17 protein-coding genes are annotated in these 20,981 nt (G+C 46.3%); 4 read left to right on the top strand and 13 right to left on the bottom strand.

Annotation, left to right across the window (positions count from 1 at the left end; translation table 11 throughout):
* Window positions 1-2 precede the first annotated feature (2 nt).
* Genes fliR through flhA form a run of 3 tightly spaced genes read left to right on the top strand, consistent with a single transcriptional unit; the run spans window position 3 to window position 4,009 of the window.
* A complete protein-coding gene (gene fliR, locus FLM48_RS22015) occupies window positions 3-782 on the top strand; it encodes a flagellar biosynthetic protein FliR (RefSeq protein ID WP_179026155.1) in 780 nt (259 codons plus the stop codon).
* A complete protein-coding gene (gene flhB, locus FLM48_RS22010; protein ID WP_028774282.1) occupies window positions 779-1,912 on the top strand; it encodes a flagellar biosynthesis protein FlhB in 1,134 nt (377 codons plus the stop codon). The genes fliR and flhB overlap by 4 nt, the downstream gene beginning before the upstream one ends.
* Before the next feature lie 15 nt (window positions 1,913-1,927).
* Window positions 1,928-4,009: a flagellar biosynthesis protein FlhA gene (gene flhA / locus FLM48_RS22005; RefSeq protein ID WP_179026154.1), complete on the top strand. Its 2,082-nt coding sequence runs from the start codon at window positions 1,928-1,930 to the stop codon at window positions 4,007-4,009.
* Window positions 4,010-4,063: 54 nt separating this feature from the next.
* On the opposite strand, the gene FLM48_RS22000 is transcribed toward flhA, so the two are convergent.
* The 7 genes from FLM48_RS22000 to FLM48_RS21970 form a co-directional block, all read right to left on the bottom strand.
* Window positions 4,064-5,011, bottom strand: coding sequence for an alpha/beta fold hydrolase (locus tag FLM48_RS22000; RefSeq protein ID WP_179026467.1), 948 nt, complete (start codon window positions 5,009-5,011; stop codon window positions 4,064-4,066).
* Window positions 5,012-5,098: 87 nt separating this feature from the next.
* Window positions 5,099-6,934, bottom strand: a complete 1,836-nt coding sequence (locus tag FLM48_RS21995) for a DUF885 family protein (RefSeq protein ID WP_179026153.1) — start codon at window positions 6,932-6,934, stop codon at window positions 5,099-5,101.
* A 120-nt stretch (window positions 6,935-7,054) separates the two neighbouring features.
* A complete protein-coding gene (gene hemN, locus FLM48_RS21990; protein ID WP_179026152.1) occupies window positions 7,055-8,431 on the bottom strand; it encodes an oxygen-independent coproporphyrinogen III oxidase in 1,377 nt (458 codons plus the stop codon).
* 152 nt (window positions 8,432-8,583) lie between these two features.
* Window positions 8,584-9,060: a DUF2489 domain-containing protein gene (locus FLM48_RS21985; RefSeq protein ID WP_179026151.1), complete on the bottom strand. Its 477-nt coding sequence runs from the start codon at window positions 9,058-9,060 to the stop codon at window positions 8,584-8,586.
* A gap of 76 nt (window positions 9,061-9,136) precedes the next feature.
* Entirely contained in the window at window positions 9,137-9,673 is a 537-nt protein-coding gene (gene yihI, locus FLM48_RS21980) for a Der GTPase-activating protein YihI (RefSeq protein WP_028772004.1), read from the bottom strand.
* Between the two features lie 48 nt (window positions 9,674-9,721).
* Window positions 9,722-10,390 (bottom strand): class I SAM-dependent methyltransferase, encoded by a 669-nt coding sequence (locus FLM48_RS21975; RefSeq protein WP_179026150.1) that lies wholly within the window; start codon window positions 10,388-10,390, stop codon window positions 9,722-9,724.
* Window positions 10,391-11,136: 746 nt separating this feature from the next.
* Window positions 11,137-11,757, bottom strand: a complete 621-nt coding sequence (locus FLM48_RS21970) for a cytochrome c (protein ID WP_028772003.1) — start codon at window positions 11,755-11,757, stop codon at window positions 11,137-11,139.
* Between the two features lie 168 nt (window positions 11,758-11,925).
* On the opposite strand from FLM48_RS21970, the gene yihA reads away from it, so the two are divergent.
* Window positions 11,926-12,591 (top strand): ribosome biogenesis GTP-binding protein YihA/YsxC, encoded by a 666-nt coding sequence (yihA, locus tag FLM48_RS21965; protein ID WP_028772002.1) that lies wholly within the window; start codon window positions 11,926-11,928, stop codon window positions 12,589-12,591.
* Between the two features lie 597 nt (window positions 12,592-13,188).
* Here the strand turns inward: yihA and polA are convergent.
* From polA to FLM48_RS21935, 6 genes are all read right to left on the bottom strand, one after another.
* Window positions 13,189-15,939, bottom strand: coding sequence for a DNA polymerase I (gene polA, locus FLM48_RS21960; RefSeq protein WP_028772001.1), 2,751 nt, complete (start codon window positions 15,937-15,939; stop codon window positions 13,189-13,191).
* Between the two features lie 407 nt (window positions 15,940-16,346).
* On the bottom strand, window positions 16,347-17,198 hold the full coding sequence (gene glpG, locus FLM48_RS21955; protein ID WP_179026149.1) for a rhomboid family intramembrane serine protease GlpG: 852 nt from the start codon (window positions 17,196-17,198) through the stop codon (window positions 16,347-16,349).
* Between the two features lie 38 nt (window positions 17,199-17,236).
* Window positions 17,237-17,539, bottom strand: a complete 303-nt coding sequence (glpE, locus tag FLM48_RS21950) for a thiosulfate sulfurtransferase GlpE (RefSeq protein WP_179026148.1) — start codon at window positions 17,537-17,539, stop codon at window positions 17,237-17,239.
* Window positions 17,540-17,623: 84 nt separating this feature from the next.
* Window positions 17,624-18,649, bottom strand: a complete 1,026-nt coding sequence (gene tdh / locus FLM48_RS21945; protein WP_179026147.1) for an L-threonine 3-dehydrogenase — start codon at window positions 18,647-18,649, stop codon at window positions 17,624-17,626.
* 9 nt (window positions 18,650-18,658) lie between these two features.
* Window positions 18,659-19,852 carry a glycine C-acetyltransferase gene (locus FLM48_RS21940; protein WP_179026146.1) on the bottom strand — a complete coding sequence of 398 codons (1,194 nt, stop codon included), beginning with the start codon at window positions 19,850-19,852 and terminating at the stop codon, window positions 18,659-18,661.
* Between the two features lie 398 nt (window positions 19,853-20,250).
* Entirely contained in the window at window positions 20,251-20,910 is a 660-nt protein-coding gene (locus FLM48_RS21935) for a TetR/AcrR family transcriptional regulator (protein ID WP_179026145.1), read from the bottom strand.
* Window positions 20,911-20,981: the final 71 nt, after the last annotated feature.

Below are 20,981 nucleotides of genomic sequence, written 5' to 3'. Positions count from 1 at the left end.
CTATGCTGTCTTTAACTGCGCCGCAAATAAGTGCTTTCATTGGAACCTTTTGGTGGCCATTTTGCCGGATTATGGGGGCATTTCTAGTCCTCCCCTTTTTTAGCAGTAGCTATATTCCTGCTCGGCTGCGGATTTTGTTAGCGGTGGTGATTGCGGCATTGCTAGCGCCGATGCTGCCTAACGTTCCCGAGGTCGACGCACTGTCGATGGCCGCAGTATTTATTGCAATCGAGCAGCTTCTGCTCGGCTTCATGTTGGCGCTATTTCTTTCAATACTCATCCATGTCATGACCCTATTAGGGGCGATGATGTCGATGCAGATGGGCTTGGCCATGGCAGTCATGAATGACCCGGCTAATGGCACATCGAACCCCATTCTGAGTCAGTGGTTTTTGCTCTATGGTACCTTGCTGTTTTTGGCCCTAGATGGCCATCTTGTTGCCATTGGTATCTTAGTCGATAGCTTTCTTCTGTGGCCGATTGGCAGTGGCATTTTCGATTTACCCTTGATGGGATTAGTGGGTCGCTTTGCTTGGTTATTTGCCTCGGCATTTATGCTGGCGATTCCTGTGATATTAGCCATGTTAATGGTCAACATTACCTTTGGTGTGTTGAGCCGGGCTGCACCATCTTTAAACGTATTTGCACTCGGCTTTCCAATGTCGATGTTGATGGGCTTAGTGTGTGTGATGTTCTCTTTTAGCGGCTTGCCCAGTCGTTACAGCGACCTGTGCCTTGATGCACTCGCCGCCATGTACCAATTTATTGGGGGCGCGGTATGAGTGATAAAAACTCTGGTCAAAGTAAAACGGAGAAGGCGACACCACAAAAACTGAAAAAAGCCCGCGAAAAAGGTCAGGTACCGCGCTCAAAAGATCTGGCTTCAACCGCCCTTATTATCGGCTGTGCGCTGATGTTGACTCTTAGTGCGGATTGGTTTGCTGGGAACATGGCGGCGTTGGCGCAATTTAACATGCAAGTTAGCCGTGAGCAGCTACTGAGCGACGATGTGCTGCAACAGCACATAGGTGGCTCTTTGGTGGCGATGCTGAACTTGCTGGGCCCGCTGTTCATTATGGTGGCGCTTATTGCGATGATCGCCGGTGCCATGCCCGGTGGACCAGTGTTTAGCTTTAAAAATGCTGCGTTTAAGTACAGTCGTATAGACCCGATTTCAGGTATTGGACGCATTTTTTCGGTGAAATCCTTGGTCGAGTTGGTGAAATCCATTCTTAAAGTCACCTTGCTGTTGAGCATTATGGTGTACTTCCTTGAAGCCAATCTACAAACCTTGTTGAGTTATAACCAGCTGCCTGTTGATGAAGCAGTGCGCCATGGCATCAATATGTTGTCTTTGGGGATGTTCTATTTAGGGCTGGGCCTACTGGTGATCACCTTCATCGATGTACCGTACCAGTATTGGCATCATCACAAAGAGCTCAGAATGTCGCGCCAAGATGTCAAAGATGAGCAAAAACAACAAGATGGTAAACCAGAGGTCAAAGCAAAGATTCGTCAGTTACAGCAGCGAATTGGTCGCTCTCGGGCCGAAGTGGCGATTCCTCAAGCCGACGTATTATTGGTCAATCCCAGCCACTATGCGGTTGCGCTTAAATATGACCTTTCCCGAGCAGAAGCGCCCTATGTGGTGACAAAAGGAACCGATGAGTTAGCGCTGTATATGCGCCAAATTGCGCAGCGCCACGATGTTGAGGTGATTGAAGTGCCGCCACTAACCCGCGCAATTTATTACTCGACTCAGGTAGAGCAGCAGATCCCGGCAGCACTGTTTATTGCGATTGCTCATGTACTTAATTATGTATTGCAGATCAAGGCTGCAAGGGAAGGTAAGCAAGCTAAACCTGAGCCCTTGCCACAGTTTTTCATTCCGCCTCACTTACGCCATGACTAAAGGAAATATGATTCGATGAATTGGTTGTCTAACGCTTTTCAAGGTAACAAAGCTTATATCGGAATTCCGATCATGCTGTTAGCCATTCTGGCGATGGTGATACTGCCTTTACCGCCTTGGTTACTCGATATCTTATTCACCTTTAATATTGTGCTCGCGGTGATGGTGTTGTTGGTGGGGGTGTCGATTCGCCGGCCACTAGAGTTTTCGGTGTTTCCGACGGTTTTGCTACTGGCGACGCTAATGCGCTTAACCTTGAATGTTGCCTCGACACGTGTGGTATTGATTGAAGGCCATCAAGGTGGTGATGCTGCTGGTCGGGTTATTCAAGCATTCGGTGAGGTGGTGATTGACGGCAACTATGTTGTTGGTGGGGTGATCTTCTTAATTCTAATGATCATCAACTTTGTGGTGATCACTAAAGGTGGTGAGCGTATATCTGAAGTCTCAGCGCGCTTTACCTTGGATGCTTTGCCGGGTAAACAGATGGCGATTGATGCCGATCTTAATGCAGGCGTGCTCAGTCAGGAGCAAGCGCGCCAGCGCCGACAAGAGGTGGCCCGTGAAGCCGATTTTTATGGCTCAATGGATGGTGCTTCTAAATTTGTGCGTGGTGATGCGATTGCCGGGATCTTGATTCTCGCTATCAATATTCTAGGGGGTATCGCCATCGGTGTATTCATGCACGATTTAAGTGCTGCCGATGCATTTAAAACCTATGCGCTGCTGACCATAGGTGATGGTCTTGTGGCACAGATCCCATCGCTATTGCTGGCAACGGCGGCAGCGATTATCGTGACCCGGGTGTCCGATGCCGAAGAGATGCCCACCCAGCTAAGCCAACAACTGCTGGCCAACCCAAAAACACTGGCCACAGCAGCTGCGGTAATGTTGATACTGGGCATTGTTCCCGGCATGCCAGCGGCAGTGTTTCTATCTTTTGCAGCCTTGTTGGGTTTTGCGGCCTGGAAGCAAGGTCAGCGGCAGGCAAATCCGCCTGCGCAAGCGGTGGAGCAGCAGGTTGAAAAAAGTCTCGCAGAGCCTTCACTTCCCAGTTGGGATGCGTTGCCATTTACCGATCTGATTGAGGTGCGACTTGGCTATCGCTTAGTGCACTTGGTCGAGCGCAGTAAGGGCGCAGAACTGCAAAAGCGTTTAACCGGTATTCGCCGTACCTTGTCTGAGCAAGCGGGCTTTTTGTTAGCTGAAGTCAGGGTGCGGGATAATTTGGCGCTGGCGCCTAATGCCTATCAGATTAACTTGATGGGCAACCCTATTGTGACTGCCGAACTTGAACCCGATAAGCTGATGGCGATTAAGAGTGGTCCGGTTTATGGTGAAATTGATGGCATTTTGACTCAAGAGCCCGCTTATCAAATGGACGCAGTGTGGATTGATAATGAAGCTAAAGCCAAGGCGCTAAATTTAGGTTATTCGGTGGTGGACAACGCCACAGTTATTGCCACTCACGTGAGCAAATTGGTGCGCGAGTCATTGGCCGATATGCTGCAGCATGACGATGTGGTCGCAATGACGGACCGGTTGGCTAAACAGTCCCCTAAACTTGCCGAGGCATTAAGTAATGCGTTAACGCCCATCCAGTTACTTAAGGTGTTTCGTCTATTGCTCAAAGAGCAAGTGTCACTGAAAGATATTCGTACCATTGGCACCACGTTGTTGGAGTGCAGTGAAAACAGTAAAGATCCAATTTTGTTGGCGGCTGATGTTCGTTGCGCGCTCAAGCAATCAATATTGCATTCGATAGCGGGGAGCGACAACACATTGAATGTGATGACCTTAGCGCCAGAACTGGAGCAGACATTGACCAATGCGCTCACTCAAGCGCAGCAACAAGGTAAAGTGGCGATGGACAGCTTTCCGGTTGAGCCGCAATTACTGGCGCAACTGCAACAAAAAATGCCGCAATTACTGGCCGATGCCAAAGCACAGGGACACAGTCCGCTGTTGTTGGTATCTCCGCAACTGCGGCCTTTACTGGCGAGGTATGCGTTGGCGTTTGCCCGAGGATTACATGTGCTGTCTTACAACGAAGTGCCTGAAAGTCGCGAGCTAATGGTTGCTGGCCAATTAGGCTAATGCTGACATGGATGCCTGTGCCGCCAGCATATTATGGCGGCACGGGCACTGAGACTAAGGGTGTTGCTCAATAAACTGCAATAACTGGGTTAACGCCGCATTGCGTGGGGTGTCTTTTTCCATAAAAATTTCATGGCGGGCATCGGCAATGGGGACCACCTGACAGTGTTGACTGCGGGCTCGGTTTTGGGCCTGGTTGTCAACAATGCTGTCTTCACTCGCCTGCAATATCAGTTTAGGCACCTGTGTGTCACGCGCTGCGAAGATGGCTTGTTCACTGGCATCAATGGCTTCAACTAACCAGCGGTTGGTTGGTGAGCCAAGCTGCAATTGCGGCTCGTCACGATAAATGTGTAAATAGTCCTCATAACGCGCTTGGCTATAAGTCAGGTCATTGCCTTTAAATGGGTGTGGTGAGTAATCTTTGCCACCCAATATGTAGTTGGGTTGCTGTTGTCGACGCTGGCTATCAAGCAGGTTAGCTAACCAACGAATAAAGCCTCGGTTAATCGGTAATCTAATACCCAACATTGGTGCAGAGAACACCGCGGCTTTAAAGGTGCTCGGCTTAGACTGCATGTACAAACTCCCAATACAGCCCCCCATTGAGTGACCGACCAAATAAAGTTGCCCTTGAGCATTAGGCAGGACAACCTCGTCGATAAAGTGACTAAAATCGTCGATATAGAGGTCAAAGTTATCGATATGACCCTGATGATGATTATGGGTGGTGCGACTGGATAGACCTTGACCACGATGATCTATTGCGAAAATCTGATAGCCGGCCTGATACAGATCGAAAATTAGCTCATGGTATTTAAGATAGGATTCCACTCGACCGTTGCTGATCACTATGGTGCCTTTAGGCGATGGGTGATCGATACGACCATAGGCCAAAGTTATCCCATCGGCAGTGGTTAAGCGCTGATGACTCACCTGCTGCCAAAGGGTGCGTTGTGCCTCAGTATTAAGTTGGGATTCTTGGCTAAATATATGTGTCATGGCAATAGCTTGTTGGTGGCGAGTCAGTGTTGCTCGGTATCGATAAAACTGCAGCACCAGCATCGCTGGTGCTTATGCAGTAATGGCTTAGTTAGCTTGGCTGGTGGCGATGAACTCATCAATCTGCTGTTCAAGAATTGGCATGGGTACCGAACCTTGGGCTAACACAGCATCATGGAAAGCTCGAATATCAAACTTTTCTCCCAAAGTTTGCTCCGCTTTGGCTCTGAGACGTTTGATGGTCAGCTCGCCCACTTTGTATGACACTGCCTGCCCAGGCCAGGAAATATAACGGTCAATCTCAGTGGTGACATTGTGCAGTGATAACGCGGTATTTTGAGCCATAAAGTCTAATGCTTGTTGACGACTCCAACCCTTAGCGTGCATACCGGTATCAACAACTAAGCGTGCCGCGCGCCACATCTCGTAAGTGAGGCGGCCAAAGTTGCTGTAAGGGTCTTGATAGAAGCCGGCTTCAAGGCCTAAGTACTCTGAATATAATCCCCAGCCTTCACCAAAGGCCGAAATATAACTGTAGCGCCTAAAGTTAGGTAGGCTGCTGAGCTCTTTATTGAGTGAGATCTGCAAATGATGCCCAGGTACAGCTTCGTGTAAAGTTAATGCTTCCATCTCGTACATCGGGCGTTTGTCTAAGGCGTAAGTGTTGACCCAGTAATAGCCCGGCTCATCGTCGCGGTTGCTACCAGAATAACGGCCCGTGGTGTATTTAGGTGCGATTTCATCTGGGACCTTTTGGATACCGTAGGGCGTTCTGGGCAGTTTTCCAAAATACTTAGGTAACATCGCATCGGCTTTTTTGGCGATATACGCGGCTTCTTTAAGTAACTCTTCTTCGGTCTTGGGATAAAACTGTGGGTCGGTGCGTAAGAAGTGCAAGAAATCGGCAAAGCTACCGTCAAAGCCGACTTGCTCAATCACTTGCTGCATCTCGCCACGGATACGTTTGACTTCCTTTAACCCCAGCTGGTGCACTTCTTCGGCACTCATATCTAAGGTGGTGTAGTAGCGCACACGGTTTTCATAAAAGGCTAAGCCGTCGGGTAGACTCGCTGCTGCAATATTGCTGCGTGCACCAGGAATATACTCTTGGGTCATAAAATCATAGAAGTCTTGATACAGCGGTAAGACTTGCTGCTCTATCAGCTGGCGCCCTTTCGCTGTTAGGGTTTGCTTTTGTGCTTCGCTAAAATGTTTAGGAAATTGTTCAAATGGCTTGTAATAGCCGCTGTCTTCTACCGGCACAATAAATGCGCTAATACTGTCTTCAAAACCTTTTAGGGTGACTTTAGGCGGTGTATAACCTTCGGCTAACCCGAGTTTCATCCAATGCATTTGCTGTGAAAAATAGCGCGGTAAGGCCGCGAGTTTGCTGAGGTAGTTTTGATAGTCTTTTTCGGTTTTAAAACCGCCTTTAGCAATACTGGCTATGTAGGCATGGAAACCACTTTCGGCAGAAATGGGCGTGTAGTGGTCTTTGTACTGATATTGGTCAACCTGATTTTGCAGTTGGTACTGCAATATTTGTGCGTTAACGCTATCGGCTTTAGACAACTTGTTGAGGTCAATTTTCTTTAGTGAAGCCAGCAATGACTGTGCTTGGCTATTGCGCTGTGCAAGGGCTTGTGCAGACAGGTCGGTTAATTTACCGGCTGCAGATTGATCCCCTTTACTGTATGCCAGAGCAGGGTTGGCGCTAAGCGATAGTTGCCATGCGGCATCGATGATGGTTTTTAGATCACGATCGATGACCGCGACTTCTGGGGTTGTTGCTACCTGTTCAATGGCTTCAGGCTTGGCTTTTTGCGCATCATATGCGTACCGATTGTAGTCGGTGGCCGTGGTGTTGAGTTGGCAGGCGCTGAGGCTCAATGCGAGTAAACTCGGCACAAGTAGCTTAGACATATCATTTTCCCTTTGCTTCGTTATTGTTTTGTATAGCCGTTTGATTATGCCTCAAAGCTACAACAAAAGGGTATAAAAAAAGCCACCGTTTACGGGTGGCTTTTTGTATCAAGCTATTGCTTAGATAACGCGAGAGAACTGCTGTTGGCGGGCTTTCTCACGGTAGTAGACGTCAAAACAGATACAGATATTACGGATCAACAAGCGACCTGTTGGACTAATCGTGATCTGACGGTCGGTAATATCAACAAGCTTATCATCGACGAAAGTTTGCAGTAATTTTAGGTCTTCACTGAAGTAGTCTTCAAAAGTGATCCCTAGCTGCTCGTCAATCTTGTTCATATCAAGGTCGAAGTGGCAAATTAGCTGCTTAATTACTACGCGACGGATTTCATCGTCACGGTTAAGTTTGCAGCCTTTCCACAGTGCATGGCCTGATGCGTCAACAGACTCGTAGTATGGACGAATATCTTTCTGGTTTTGTGCGTAGCAATCGCCAATTTGGCTAATTGAAGAGACACCTAAACCTAATAAGTCACACTCTTCTTGGGTGGTATACCCTTGGAAGTTACGGTGTAGACGACCTTCGTTTTGCAGAATGGATAGCTCGTCATCTGGCTTAGCGAAGTGATCCATACCAATGTACTGGTAGCCGGCACCGGTTAAGGTCTCGATGGTTTGATGCAGCATGTCTAGCTTCTGTTGTGGCGAAGCTAAATCTTCATCTTTGATCTTACGTTGCGCCGCAAAGCGTGCTGGTAAGTGTGCGTAGTTAAACACGGATAAACGGTCTGGTGATAGATCCAGTACACGTTGCATCGTTTCAGCAAAGGTCTCTGGCGTCTGATGTGGCAGACCATAAATTAAATCGATGTTGGTCGATACAAAGCCCATCTCTTTGGCTTTTGCCATGAGGTCGAAGATAAACTGCTCATCTTGCTCACGGTTAACCGCCACTTGGACTTTCTTGTTGAAATCTTGCACACCAATAGAGATGCGGTTGAAACCCGCCTCTTTTAGGGTGTCTAGCATAGTGAGTTCGATTTCACGTGGATCCACTTCAATCGAGTACTCGCCTTTATCTGCCACATTGAAGTGTTCTTTAATCAATGCAGATAGACGCAGGATTTGCTCTGGGTTTAAGAATGTAGGAGTACCGCCACCCCAGTGAATTTGTGTCACTAGGTAGTCTTTAAACAGTGGTGCACGCTTAACGATTTCAGCTGCAAGATACTCGATGTATTGGTCAGCTTTATGTTGGTGACGAGTAATCACCTTATTGCAGCCACAGTAGTAACAAAGCTTGGCGCAGAAAGGAATATGGATATACAGCGATAGCTTGTCACTTTTGCTATTTTTGATTGAAGTCAGTAAATCTTCTTCTACAAAAGAATCGTCGAATTCAAGCGCGGTCGGGTAAGACGTGTAACGGGGACCGCTATAATTATATTTTTCGATCATTGACTGATCCCAATTAATTTGGGTGGGCTGCTTCAAGGCGTGTCCTCCGAGCTGGTAATTTAGCAACTTCCGAAGTATGCAATGTAATCGATTAAATAACCTTGATCCATGTTGAAAAATTTGAATCTGTACACACTTCGGATATTAAAAAACTGAAAACTATGAAGCCTATCATTGTTGAAGGCGTGTTAATGATTCTCGTTTGCTGTCACCTGATAGGTTTCGGCAATTTGTTTAGCTTCTTGTAAAATACGAGCTTCTAATGCGCTTTCCGATTTCATGCGGGCCAAATCTAGCTGCATACGCTGTTTTTTAGGCAAGGCCTTACGCGCTTCCATGATTGGGTGCGATTCAATGAGTGCAAAATGTTCAAACAGTGCAGGGTAGTTCGCCGTTGCTTGCTCTGCTAGGTTAGCTATGGCAAATAGTTTCCCTATACGCATCACCCCCTCAGACAGTTCACAGCGCTCTTCTAGCATGGCGGTGGCTATGTAATGGATGTCGGTGGTAATGGCTTGTTCACGTTGTAAAGCGGCTTGTTGCTGCTCTGCAAGTTTAGCTTGCTGGGCTTGCGTTTGCTGCCGCAGCTTCATTAACAAGAACCCAGCATAGGTTGCCAAGGCAATAATGACGAGTGAGCCGATTAAGAGTAAAGAGTTAGTCATTGGCGTTTGCTTTATTGGTTACTGATAGATAAATGGCATCGATATCGATGCCATTTATAGTTCATTGGGGACGAAATTACTTGTCTTGGTAATCTTTAAGTAGGTCTGCACCTGACTCAAATTTCTCTAACAAGTCGTCATCGCTACCGGTAGTGGTTTTCATGACATGTTCTAGATCGTCAGCTTCAGAAATGCCAAGACGCTCCATCAGGCGCTCGATTTCATTCAACTGTACATCAAGCCACTTCTGATCGGCATCGTTAAGATCACGGCCTTCTTCAAGCATGTCGAGCAGCTGATTTAGTCTAGGATCATCTTCAAGCTTGAGTAGCTTCTGCTCGTCGGTCAGCTTAGGCTGCTTTGGCTTGCTCACTGCCGCTTTAGGTGTCTCTGGCAAGTTGAGCGCAACCGGCTTTTTACTGCCGTGACGTGGATCGGCAGACTGCTTACTGCCACCAGGTGCTTTTTGATTGATGACCTTGGCGTCGTGACGGCTACCCGCACGGTTGCCGCTTTCTTGCTTTTTTCCCGCCAACACGCGGTCTTTCTTCTTGGTTCTTGGTGCGAGTTTAGGCGCATTTTCATTGGCTTTGCGCGTTTTTTTGCGGGACATAGCTTTATCTCAATAACAAATAAATAGTGTATCGGCTTGAGGTGTGATTCAAGCAGATGAACTTGGGTCGCGTGTTATATCAGATTCTGATGGTTTTTGCACCAAAATGAGATCATTTGCAGCGAATAATAGCCTAAAGTTGGCTTGATTGGCTAGAAACTCAAAAGTGGCGCGCTGATAAAAGCTCACGTGAGTTAAATTATCTTTGTGGTGCCATTTCTCAAAGCCGCTAAGTTGGGTTAGCAACTGAGTGCTAATGGCCATCCAGCCGCCAGGCTTTAATAGTGAGCACAATAGTTGCCATTCTCGATGGGGAAAGCGGAAGTGCTCAAATACGCGGTAACAGCAAATAAAGTCATACTGGCGTTGTAATAAAGTGTGGTCAGCAGCGAAAAATGGATCATATTGCAGCAATTGATGGCCTTGAGCCTCAACATTGGCGAGGGTTGAGGCATCGGCGATGCGTCCGAAATTAAGTCCGACTAACGGTGTGCTTTGTTGTTGCTGGCATTGGTCAACTAAGCTAGTAATAAACTGTTGTAGTGGCCGTTGTTTGCTGTTGGCTTGGCGATATTTACTTTGTTCGGCGCTCGGAGGCAGGTGAGAGCTGGCGTCGGCAAACAAGAGTTGGCATTCTTCGCAGCGGAAATAATGGCGTTTCCTATCTTGGTAGAAATTAACAACACGATTACGCGTACACAGGGGACATCTTCGCATGAATGTGGATTGACTCTTGTTAACGACAGCGTAGCGGTATTTTGCCATAAAAAAAGGCGACAGTATGACTGTCGCCTTCCAAAAAAGTACTCAAGGTACTTAATCCTGATTCCAAGTTTCCTTACTTGCTATGCGACTTTCCCGGTCAGTATCCATCTTTTTTTAGTCTGCTTTCCATGCATTTCTTTTCGTTTTCGGTCTTCCAGACACTTTATCTTCATCCTGTTGCCTTCCTGACCACAGCTTCCGTAGATGGTCTTCAATGACTCATCGTTTATCCATGCCGTCTTCTATGACGTTAAGCCAACCATCCATGTTGATTTTTTTTAGCTTAGTTGCTCAGGGAAATAATGCATCAACAGCCGCACTGCGTTGCTATCATCTCTGAACGAGTAAGGAGGAGTGCTTAATCAGCGATTGGCCTTCCTAACCAATTTCCTTACAAATATTCTGGACCTGGACTTCAAGTTGAAATCACTACTCTTATTATTTTTAGAGAGTGGTCTTAAGTATATTATTGTTATTGAATATATTTATTCTTATATCTTAAATGATTACATATCGAAATCTGTTCGTTGTTATTAAAAATTTTTGTTACAAACAGTTGGGTTCATCTCGATACGGGCACAATTAAACCTAAATCTGTGATCACTGTCAAGCATCAATTTAATGAAGTTTACGTAAACGTAAGCTTGGTGGTAATAAAAAAGGTGGCTTAGCCACCTTTCATTCACAAGCACTAATGGTTACTTAAGGCTTGAAATATATTTAGATAATGCTTCGATATCGTCGCTATTAAGTTTTTTAGCTACGTCGCGCATCATGCCATTTAAATCGTTGTTACGATTTGTATCATGAAACTTATTCAACTGAATCTTGATGTAGTTAGCATGCTGACCACCGATCATTGGGTAGCCGGCTGCTTCCATACCTTTACCAGAAGGACCATGACAGGCAATACATGCGGTAATGCCGCGAGTCATGTCACCGCCTTTATACAGTTGCTCACCTAAAGCGGGTACGTCTTTAACGTCTGCTGCAGTTTGAGTCTGTGAGGCATAGTAAGCCGCTAAATCTTCAATATCTTGATCACTTAGCGCGGCAGCCATCGGGCTCATCATTGGGTCGTTACGACCTTCTTTACCACCTGTGTGAGCAGCTTTACGTAGATCAACAAGCTGCTTTTTCAGGTAGCCTTCTTGCTGACCGGCGATTTTTGGGTACATGTCTATCATGCTGTTACCATCAACACCGTGACAGGCAGAACAAACGATTGATTTAGTTTTCCCTGCTTCAGCATTGCCTTCAGCCATTACTGGTGAAGAGATTGAGGCTAAAACTGATAGCGCAATTGCTAGCTTTTTCATGGCGTTCCAACTTTTAGTTAATTTTTTTGTCCTGAGCTTACTAGGGATACCTGCAAGCGTGATAAAATGTAATTTATGTGATCGGAGTAATATTTTACACGAAATTGTGCAAATGTAAGCAACTCTTCGATATTTAACGTACAGAATTAACAAATTTTGGAGTGGCAAGTGTCTGAATCTCGTATGGACTTCCGTAAGGCTAAATTTTTAATCAGTGCGCCAGACATTGCGCACCTTGATGAGCACTTGCCTGGCGACGTTGGGGTAGAGATCGCTTTTGCGGGTCGATCTAATGCGGGTAAGTCGAGTGCTTTGAACCTGTTAACAGAGCAAAAGAACTTAGCAAGAACCAGTAAAACTCCCGGTCGCACCCAGCTAATTAACGTGTTTGCCTTAGACGAGCACCGCCGCTTAGTGGATTTACCGGGTTATGGTTTTGCGCAAGTGCCGTTGGCGATGAAACGTAAATGGCAACAGGCGCTAGGGCAATACCTACAAGAACGTGAATGCTTAAGTGGTGTGGTGGTATTGATGGATATCCGTCATCCACTTAAAGACTTGGATTTACAGATGATAGAGTGGGGCGTGCAAAGCGACATTCCGGTATTGGCCTTGCTGACTAAAGCAGACAAATTGGCACAAAGTGCACGAATGAAAACCGTCAACAGCGTACGCAAGCAGCTGGCTGATTATGGTGATGCCGTGAAAGTTGAACCTTTCTCGTCGCTTAAAGGCTTAGGCAAAAATAAGGTACTGGGCATTCTTAATGAGTGGTGCCACCCGCAGTGGTTAGTTGAGGCGTTGGAAGAACAGGCTCAACAGCAAGAAAAGTAAGCTAATTGATTGCACGAATAGCGCTCCCATATGGGGGCGTTTTTTTATGCCCGTAGATAGGGCTTGGGGAACGTGCGGACAAAAAAATGCCGACGGATAAACCATCGGCAAAAATATAAATTAGCTCTTTTGGGGAGAAGCTAAATTCAACAAGACTCAAGTTCCATCAAGTTAGGTCGATGGCGCTCAATGACCACAGCATAGCGCATTTATATTACAGTTTAAAGTATTTGCTCTAAAATAAATTACAGACGAAAAAAAGCCCCAGCAGAGAGTCTCTGCTGGGGCGCCATAATTTGGCTGTCACTATAAAGTGAAATAAAAGGTCTGAAAGATAGAACATCTTAACCTCTGTACCCTACGCAGAGAATATTAGCGCATTAGACGGCATATGAAAAACTGTTTTTTGTAAAAAACGACAATAATGTGATCAAGATCTAACGAGTAGACTGATTTTTGAGCGGGTTTTGGTAGTAAATTTTCAATTTTATAGCGATATTTGAGCAACTTACGCACAATAAAACAAAAAACGTCCCTAAAATGATCTTTTAGAGACGTTTTACGTTTTTACTCGAGTTTGGATTCGCGCTGTGAGGTTTAGTGCGCTTGTTCCCAGTTGTCACCGATACCGGCTTCAGCAAGCAGTTCGACATCTAAACTGGCAGCTTTGGCCATAATGTCACAGACTTTGCTTTTCAGTGCCTCAGCATGCTCGCTATCGACTTCAAACACTAATTCATCGTGTACCTGCATCATCATAGTGATTTCACCGTGAGTCTCTTCTGCAATCCACTTAGCGACATCAATCATAGCTTTCTTAATGATATCGGCAGCCGTACCTTGCATTGGCGCGTTAATGGCGGCGCGCTCGGCAGCTTGACGGCGCATCGCATTGCGATCCTTAATGGCAGGAAGATACAGTCTGCGTCCAAATAACGTGGAAACATAGCCAAGATCTGCAGCTTCTGCGCGAGTATCTTCCATGTACTTCAATACCCCTGGGTAACGCTTAAAGTAGGTATCAATGTACTTTTGGGCTTCTGCACGCGGAATATCGAGCTGCTTGGCTAATCCAAATGCAGACATGCCGTAAATCAAACCAAAGTTAACCGCTTTCGCACGGCGGCGTTGTTCAGTGGTGACTTCTGTAAAATCGACGTCGAACACTTCTGCCGCAGTTGCACGGTGAATATCTTTACCGGCAGCAAACGCGCTCAATAAGCCCTTATCTTGTGACAAGTGCGCCATAATACGCAGTTCAATTTGTGAGTAATCCGCGGCAAGTACTTTACGGCCCTGCGCTGCAATAAAGGCATGGCGTATACGGCGACCCTCTTCTGTACGAATGGGGATATTTTGCAGGTTGGGCTCGCTAGAAGACAAGCGCCCGGTCGCAGCATTTGCTTGATGGTAACTCGTATGTACTCGCCCTGTTTGGGCGTTTACCATCAAAGGGAGCTTATCAGTGTAGGTACTTTTCAGCTTAATCAGGCTGCGGTGCTGCAAAATGATCTTAGGCAGAGGGTAATCAAGAGCCAGTTCAACCAGCACCTCTTCTGCGGTTGATGGTGCCCCCTTAGGGGTTTTTTTGATTACCGGGTATCCTAATTTTTCGAAGAACAAGGCTTGCAACTGCTTGGTAGAGCTAAGATTAAACTCTTCACCGGCAATGTCGTAGGCTTGTTGTTCAAGTTCATCGATCTTGCGAGCCAATTCGTCGCTTTGTTGCCCAAGCAGCATGCTATCAATCAGCACTCCACCACGTTCTATTTGCGAAAGAATTGTCAGTAAGGGCAGTTCAATATCGGTAAATACACTGGCTAGGTCGCTGGCTTTTTCCAGTCTAGGCCATAAATGCTGATGCAAACGTAGAGTGATATCGGCATCTTCGGCCGCATAAGGACCGGCGGTCTCTAGTGGGATTTGGTTAAAGGTTAGCTGTTTAGCACCTTTACCAGCAATCTCTTCAAAGCTGATATTCTTATGACCTAAGTATTTTAATGCCAGGTCATCCATGTTGTGCTTCGAGGCAACCGAATTAAATACATAAGACTCCAGCATAGTGTCAAATGCTACCCCTTTGAGAGTGATACCTACATTGGCCAATATGCTCATATCATATTTTAAATTTTGGCCAACTTTCTTCAGCTGTGGATCTTCTAGCAATGGCTTTAGCTTGGCCAGTGCAATGTCTGCGTCTACCTGTTCTGGTGCATCGACGTAGTCGTGGTTAAGGGGCAGGTAGGCCGCTTCACCGGCTTTGACAGCAAAAGAGACCCCGACTAACTTCGCTTGCATGTAATCTAAGCTAGTGGTTTCGGTGTCAAAGGCAAATAACTCGCTGTTGGACAGCTTGTCGATCCATTGATCAAGTTCATCAAGGGTTAAAATGGTGGTGTAATTTGCTTCAATAGCGGGTGATGCTGCAACCTGTTCACCGCCATCGTCTGCGGTTGCAGCAGGCTTGTTAGAAAGCACTTCTGCTAGCCAGCGTTTAAACTCCATTTCCCCGTAGCACTTTATCAACTCATCTTTGTTGGGCTCATTGATGTTCAGTTGGTGCCAATCTTGTTCAAGCTCTACATCCAATTTAATCGTGGCGAGCTCGTATGATAATTTTAGCATGTCACCATGTTCAGCAATTTTTGCAGGCATAGTTTTGGAGCCGCGGAAACCGAGTGCTGGCATTTTTTCTGGATTGGCTAATATCGCATCCACGCCACCAACACCGTTGAGCATTGCTAGCGCGGTTTTTTCGCCCACACCAGGTAAACCCGGAATGTTATCGGCCTTGTCTCCTTGTAGCGCCAACAGGTCGATAATGAGTTCAGGGCCAACACCAAACTTTTCAGTGACTTCAGCAGGGCCAAGGATAGTATTGGTCATGGTATTGATTAAGGTGACGTTGTCATCAACCAATTGCGCCATGTCTTTATCGCCAGTGCTGATAAGTACCGCGCGACCCTCTTTACTCGCCTGGGTGGCGATGGTGCCGATAACATCATCTGCTTCGACGCCAGGAATACTCACTAGCGGCAGACCAAGCGCTTTAATAATTTGATGAAGAGGGGCGATTTGGCTACGCAGATCATCGGGCATGGGTGGACGTTGAGCCTTATATTCCGCATACATCTCATTGCGGAATGTTGGGCCTTTTGCATCAAATACAACCGCCATTTGGCTAGGCTTATATTGATTCAATAAGCTGCGAAGCATATTAATCACGCCGTAAACAGCCCCCGTTGCTTCACCTTTAGAGTTAGTTAAATGTGGTGGTGCATAGTAAGCACGGTATAGATAGGAAGAACCATCCACAAGGATCAGCGGGTTATCGGCAATAGTAGGCATATAGTTGTTTCGATTTGGCAATTCTATGATGGCGCTAGCATGCCACAGACAGAGGATTTCGGCCACGCAAAAATCATCCACTGCCTGTGGATAAGTCTGTGAGCTAAAAATAGGATAAGATCCATAGACTTAGATAAGGCTACGGAGTGTGGATCTTAACTTACTGATTTATAGTTGAAAAAAATAAAAGTGTGAACTAGATAAGACTTCTTGACAAATAATTCTAATTTGTGGACTTATTATTTTTTTGTCGTGTAAATCGACTTGACTGCGACGCATATTTCCCCACATCAAAGTCGATGCACTAACTTAGCATGAAAAATAGACAGATCAAGCAGTTTGTTACAGTTTGGTTAAAACAAATAGATCTATAGCAATTGGTTTTAATGAACAAATCTACAAACCCGCTAGGGCGCGGAGTTAGCGCGGCGACGTTGACTGTCGATAAACCCTTGTAGCATGCCCACTAGCAAGCCACCTAAGTGGGCGCCATTGGCGATGGATAAGCCAAACATGTCGGTAAAGCCAAGTACTAACCATACCAACATGAAACCTACATAGGCGCGCGGTAAACCGATGCCGCACTGTGGTGCGCGGGTGCCCATTATCCAGGTGTACCCAAACACGGCATAGACAACCCCGGAGAGGCCACCAAAGTTGGGACCAGTCATATAATATTGCACTATATTGGGTAGAGTGCCGGCAACCACCAGTATGATGGCTAGCGGCGCTAGGCCAATGCGGTTTTCTATCTTGCCGCCCAAATACCACCACCACAATAAGTTGAAGATGATATGTAGCGCAGAGAAATGCATCAAGCTTGGAGTAAACACCCGCCAGAATTGGCTAAGTTCGGCCTGAGGTACAGCGCCAAAAAACGCTAGCTGCTCGAAAATTTGGTTTGCAAAACCAATATTGAAGCCAATAAAAATTAGGCTGCAAATGGCTATCACAGCAAGTGTCAGCGGCCCTGCACCAGTAATAAACTGACTAAAGAGCTGCAATGAGGGCGCACCATAATCAAATTTGGTTTGGGTTGAGCCGTTGTCCCACGAAGCCTGTAAATACTTCTCATCATAGGGGTTAGCTAAAAAGGCTTGATACTCTGTTTGCGCTCGGTGCAGATGGGTTTCATCGCTAACGGTAAGCATGACCCCTTCGGCAACAGGATGTATTTGGCAATCAACGCCTTGACCTTTGAGGTAATCGACTAAGGCTTGCGCTGCCCTTGGGTTAGGCAGGTGACCGATTTCCCACATAGGTAATCCTTAACGCGTTTTAGGAGTAATAGCTTGAACTATAACTGTTCTCGCCAAGCCTGAAAACCACCATCGAGGCTATATACATCATCGAAACCTTGCTCATTGAGGTAGGTTGCCGCACTTTGGCTGCTGATGCCGTGATAGCAAACCACGACTAATGGCTGGTCCATATCGGCATCGCCAATAAATTTCGCTAAATTTTCATTAGTGAGGTTGATTGATTGCGGGATATTGCCGGCTTCAAAGCTAGCGGCATCACGGATATCAACAATTTGTGGTTGGCTCTGTTCGCTCATTTGAATGAGTTGGTTAACGCTGAGGTGCTGAAAAGCAGACATGGTACTTCCTGAATGAATCTTTGCTAATGCAGCATAGTGTGCAATAAGGAGCTGCAGGTGTACAGCTCCTTATGCACTGGCAAATTAACGCCAGTCGAGAATGACTTTACCTGACTGCCCCGAACGCATGGCATCGAAACCTTGCTGGAAGTCATCGATGTTGTAGTGATGGGTGATAATAGGAGAGATATCTAAGCCAGATTGAATCAAACTGGCCATTTTGTACCACGTTTCAAACATCTCACGCCCATAAATGCCTTTGATCACTAGGCCTTTAAAGATCACCTTACTCCAGTCAATGGCCATTTCGCCACCAGGAATACCGAGCATGGCAATTTTACCGCCATGGTTCATGGTATCGAGCATAGAATGAAAAGCTGCGGGTACGCCGGACATTTCTAGCCCGACATCAAAGCCTTCTGTCATCCCCAATTCGCTCATCACATCTTCTAGCTTTTCCGTTGCCACGTTAACGGTGCGGGTTGCGCCCATTTTCTTGGCCAAATCTAGACGGTACTCATTCACATCGGTGATCACAACATGGCGTGCGCCCACGTGTTTACAGACCGCGGCAGCCATAATACCAATAGGGCCTGCACCGGTGATCAGTACATCTTCACCGACTAAATCAAATGATAGTGCGGTATGTACGGCATTGCCGAAGGGATCAAAGATGGCCGCTAAGTCATCAGAAATATCATCAGGGATCTTAAAAGCGTTAAAGGCTGGGATCACCAAGTACTCGGCGAAAGCACCATCACGGTTGACGCCGACACCTGAGGTATTACGGCATAGATGTGTGCGGCCCGCACGGCAGTTACGGCAGTGACCACAGGTAATATGACCTTCACCCGATACGCGGTCACCTAGGCTGAATCCACGGACTTCTTGACCAATACCAACCACTTCGCCCACATATTCGTGGCCAACGACCATAGGAACAGGAATGGTATTTTGTGACCACTCGTCCCAGTTATAGATATGTACATCGGTGCCACAGATAGCGGTTTTGCTGATCTTAATCAGTAAGTCGTTATGCCCTAGCTCTGGTTCAGGTGCATCGACCATCCAGATGCCTTCTTCAGGCTTAAGTTTACTTAATGCTTTCATGACGAACTCCTAAATAATGTCCATCTCTTTGGCGATACGGGTAAAGGCTTCGATTGCTCTATCTAGCTGTGCTTTAGTGTGCGCTGCTGACATTTGTGTACGAATACGTGCTTGGCCTTTAGGTACAACAGGGAAAGAGAAGCCAATAACATAGATGTGTTCTTCTAGCAGGCGGTTAGCGAAATCGCTGGCCAATTTAGCATCGCCAATCATCACTGGAATGATGGCATGGTCGGCGCCACCAAGCGTGAAACCTGCCGCAGTCATTTGCTCGCGGAAGTAGCGGCTATTTTCCCATACAGCTTCGCGTAATGCTTGGCCAGACTTGAGCATTTCAAGTACATGGATCGACGCGGTGACAATAGAAGGTGCAAGCGAGTTAGAGAAAAGGTATGGACGTGAACGTTGACGCAACCAGTCAATCACCTCTTTCTTACCTGAAGTGAAACCGCCAGATGCCCCGCCCAATGCTTTACCTAACGTACCGGTGATGATGTCGACGCGATCCATCACTTCGCAATATTCATGGGTGCCGCGACCTTCATTGCCGACAAAGCCTACAGCATGAGAATCATCAACCATGACCAGTGCGCCATATTTGTCTGCTAAGTCACAAACCCCTTTTAGGTTGGCAATCACACCGTCCATAGAGAACACGCCATCGGTCGCGATAAGGATATGACGTGCACCGGCCTCTTTTGCCGCTTTAAGTTGAGTTTCTAAGTCTGACATATCATTGTTGGCATAACGAAAACGTTTAGCTTTACATAAACGCACACCATCAATAATTGAAGCGTGGTTCAATGCGTCAGAAATAATGGCGTCTTCAGCACTAAGCAAAGTCTCGAACAAGCCTGCATTAGCGTCAAAGCAAGACGAATACAAAATGGTATCTTCCATACCCAAAAACTCACTTAAACTGGCTTCAAGTTGCTTATGGATATCTTGAGTACCGCAAATAAAGCGTACAGATGCCATCCCGAAACCGTGCTTATCTAAGCCAGACTGTGCCGCTTTAACTAGTTCAGGGTGATTGGCTAAACCTAGGTAGTTGTTGGCGCAAAAGTTCATTACTTCATGGCCATTAACTTCAATTTCAGTTTGCTGCGCAGATACAATGACACGCTCACTTTTGTATAGGCCTTCAGCCTTGGTATCGGCAAGCTGCTGATTGATTTGGTTGTAGAATGAGGTCGTAGACACCTGCTGTCTCCTTCACTTAATTGTTCTAGTTTTGCTCACTAAGTATCCGACTAATCATAGCGAAGATTCGCTCAATTGGTGTAGTGAGTGCATGGGTATTGGTTGTTGCCCGTTGTGTTTACATTAGCCATATCACCTAAATATTGCTGATAACACCTTGAGGGTATTCATTATCGCTCCAGGTTTTCGGCAAAATTGCGATGGCTTCTTTAGTTAAAAACAACGTTAAAGTGGCCGAATTCTAACCTTAAACTAAGGTAAGCAGACACTCTTTTTTTGTGGGATTACCTAAGATCGTGCATTCATCACTTTTAGATAACAAAAACTAATGCGAAAAATAACATTCAGCTGCCAACAAGTGTGGTTGCGGCAGCTGAAGGGAATAGCCCAAGTGTGGTTTATGCGACTTGCTGTGCTTGTTGCTTAGCGAGTTGTTGATAGTGTTGCTCAACTCTTAAGAATGTCGCTTTGGCTGACGGTGTGGCATAGGCCTTAAAAATCATAATGACCCGTAAGAGCCCTTCGTACAGTGATGTTTTAGTAATTTGACTGTGATCTGCGTGATGGGTGAGGCGATTGCTGATCCAAAAACACGCTACCATACGAATCGTGTCAGTTAAGGGGGTGATCTCTTCATCGGCAATATCAAGTACACCATCTTGCTTTAGCTTGACCAATATTTGCGAGGCTCGTTGCAGAAAGGTTTGATGGGTTTGCGCGTAGAGCTGATTCAACTCTGCATCACGGCCAAGAATGATCACTAAGTTGGCGTACATGAAGCGGAATTCCCATAGGGTATAAAACAGCGCATCGAAATAGCCCATCAACAAATCAATGCTGACCTCTTCATCTTCGTAGGGCTGAAATCCCGCAGTCAAATGCTCTTGATATAAGTTAAATATCGAGCGAATGATGTCTTCTTTGTTGCGAAAGTGATAGTACAAATTACCAGGGCTGATGCCTAAATGGGCGGCAATGTGGTTGGTGGTGATACTGCGCTCACCGTGTTCGTTGAACAACGCTAGGCTGGCATGAACTATTTTATCGCGGGTTTTCATGGTGTTCCTGTTCACTCTTATGTCGCTAGTGGCCTTAGTGTCAAATTGCTATTACCCAGTGGTGCAGGGCA

The sequence above is a fragment of the Shewanella sp. Scap07 genome (assembly GCF_013394145.1).
In the GTDB taxonomy this organism is placed as follows: domain Bacteria; phylum Pseudomonadota; class Gammaproteobacteria; order Enterobacterales; family Shewanellaceae; genus Shewanella; species Shewanella waksmanii.
Note: the sequence above shows the minus strand (reverse complement) of the source record. Positions and strands in the feature narration are given on the sequence as shown.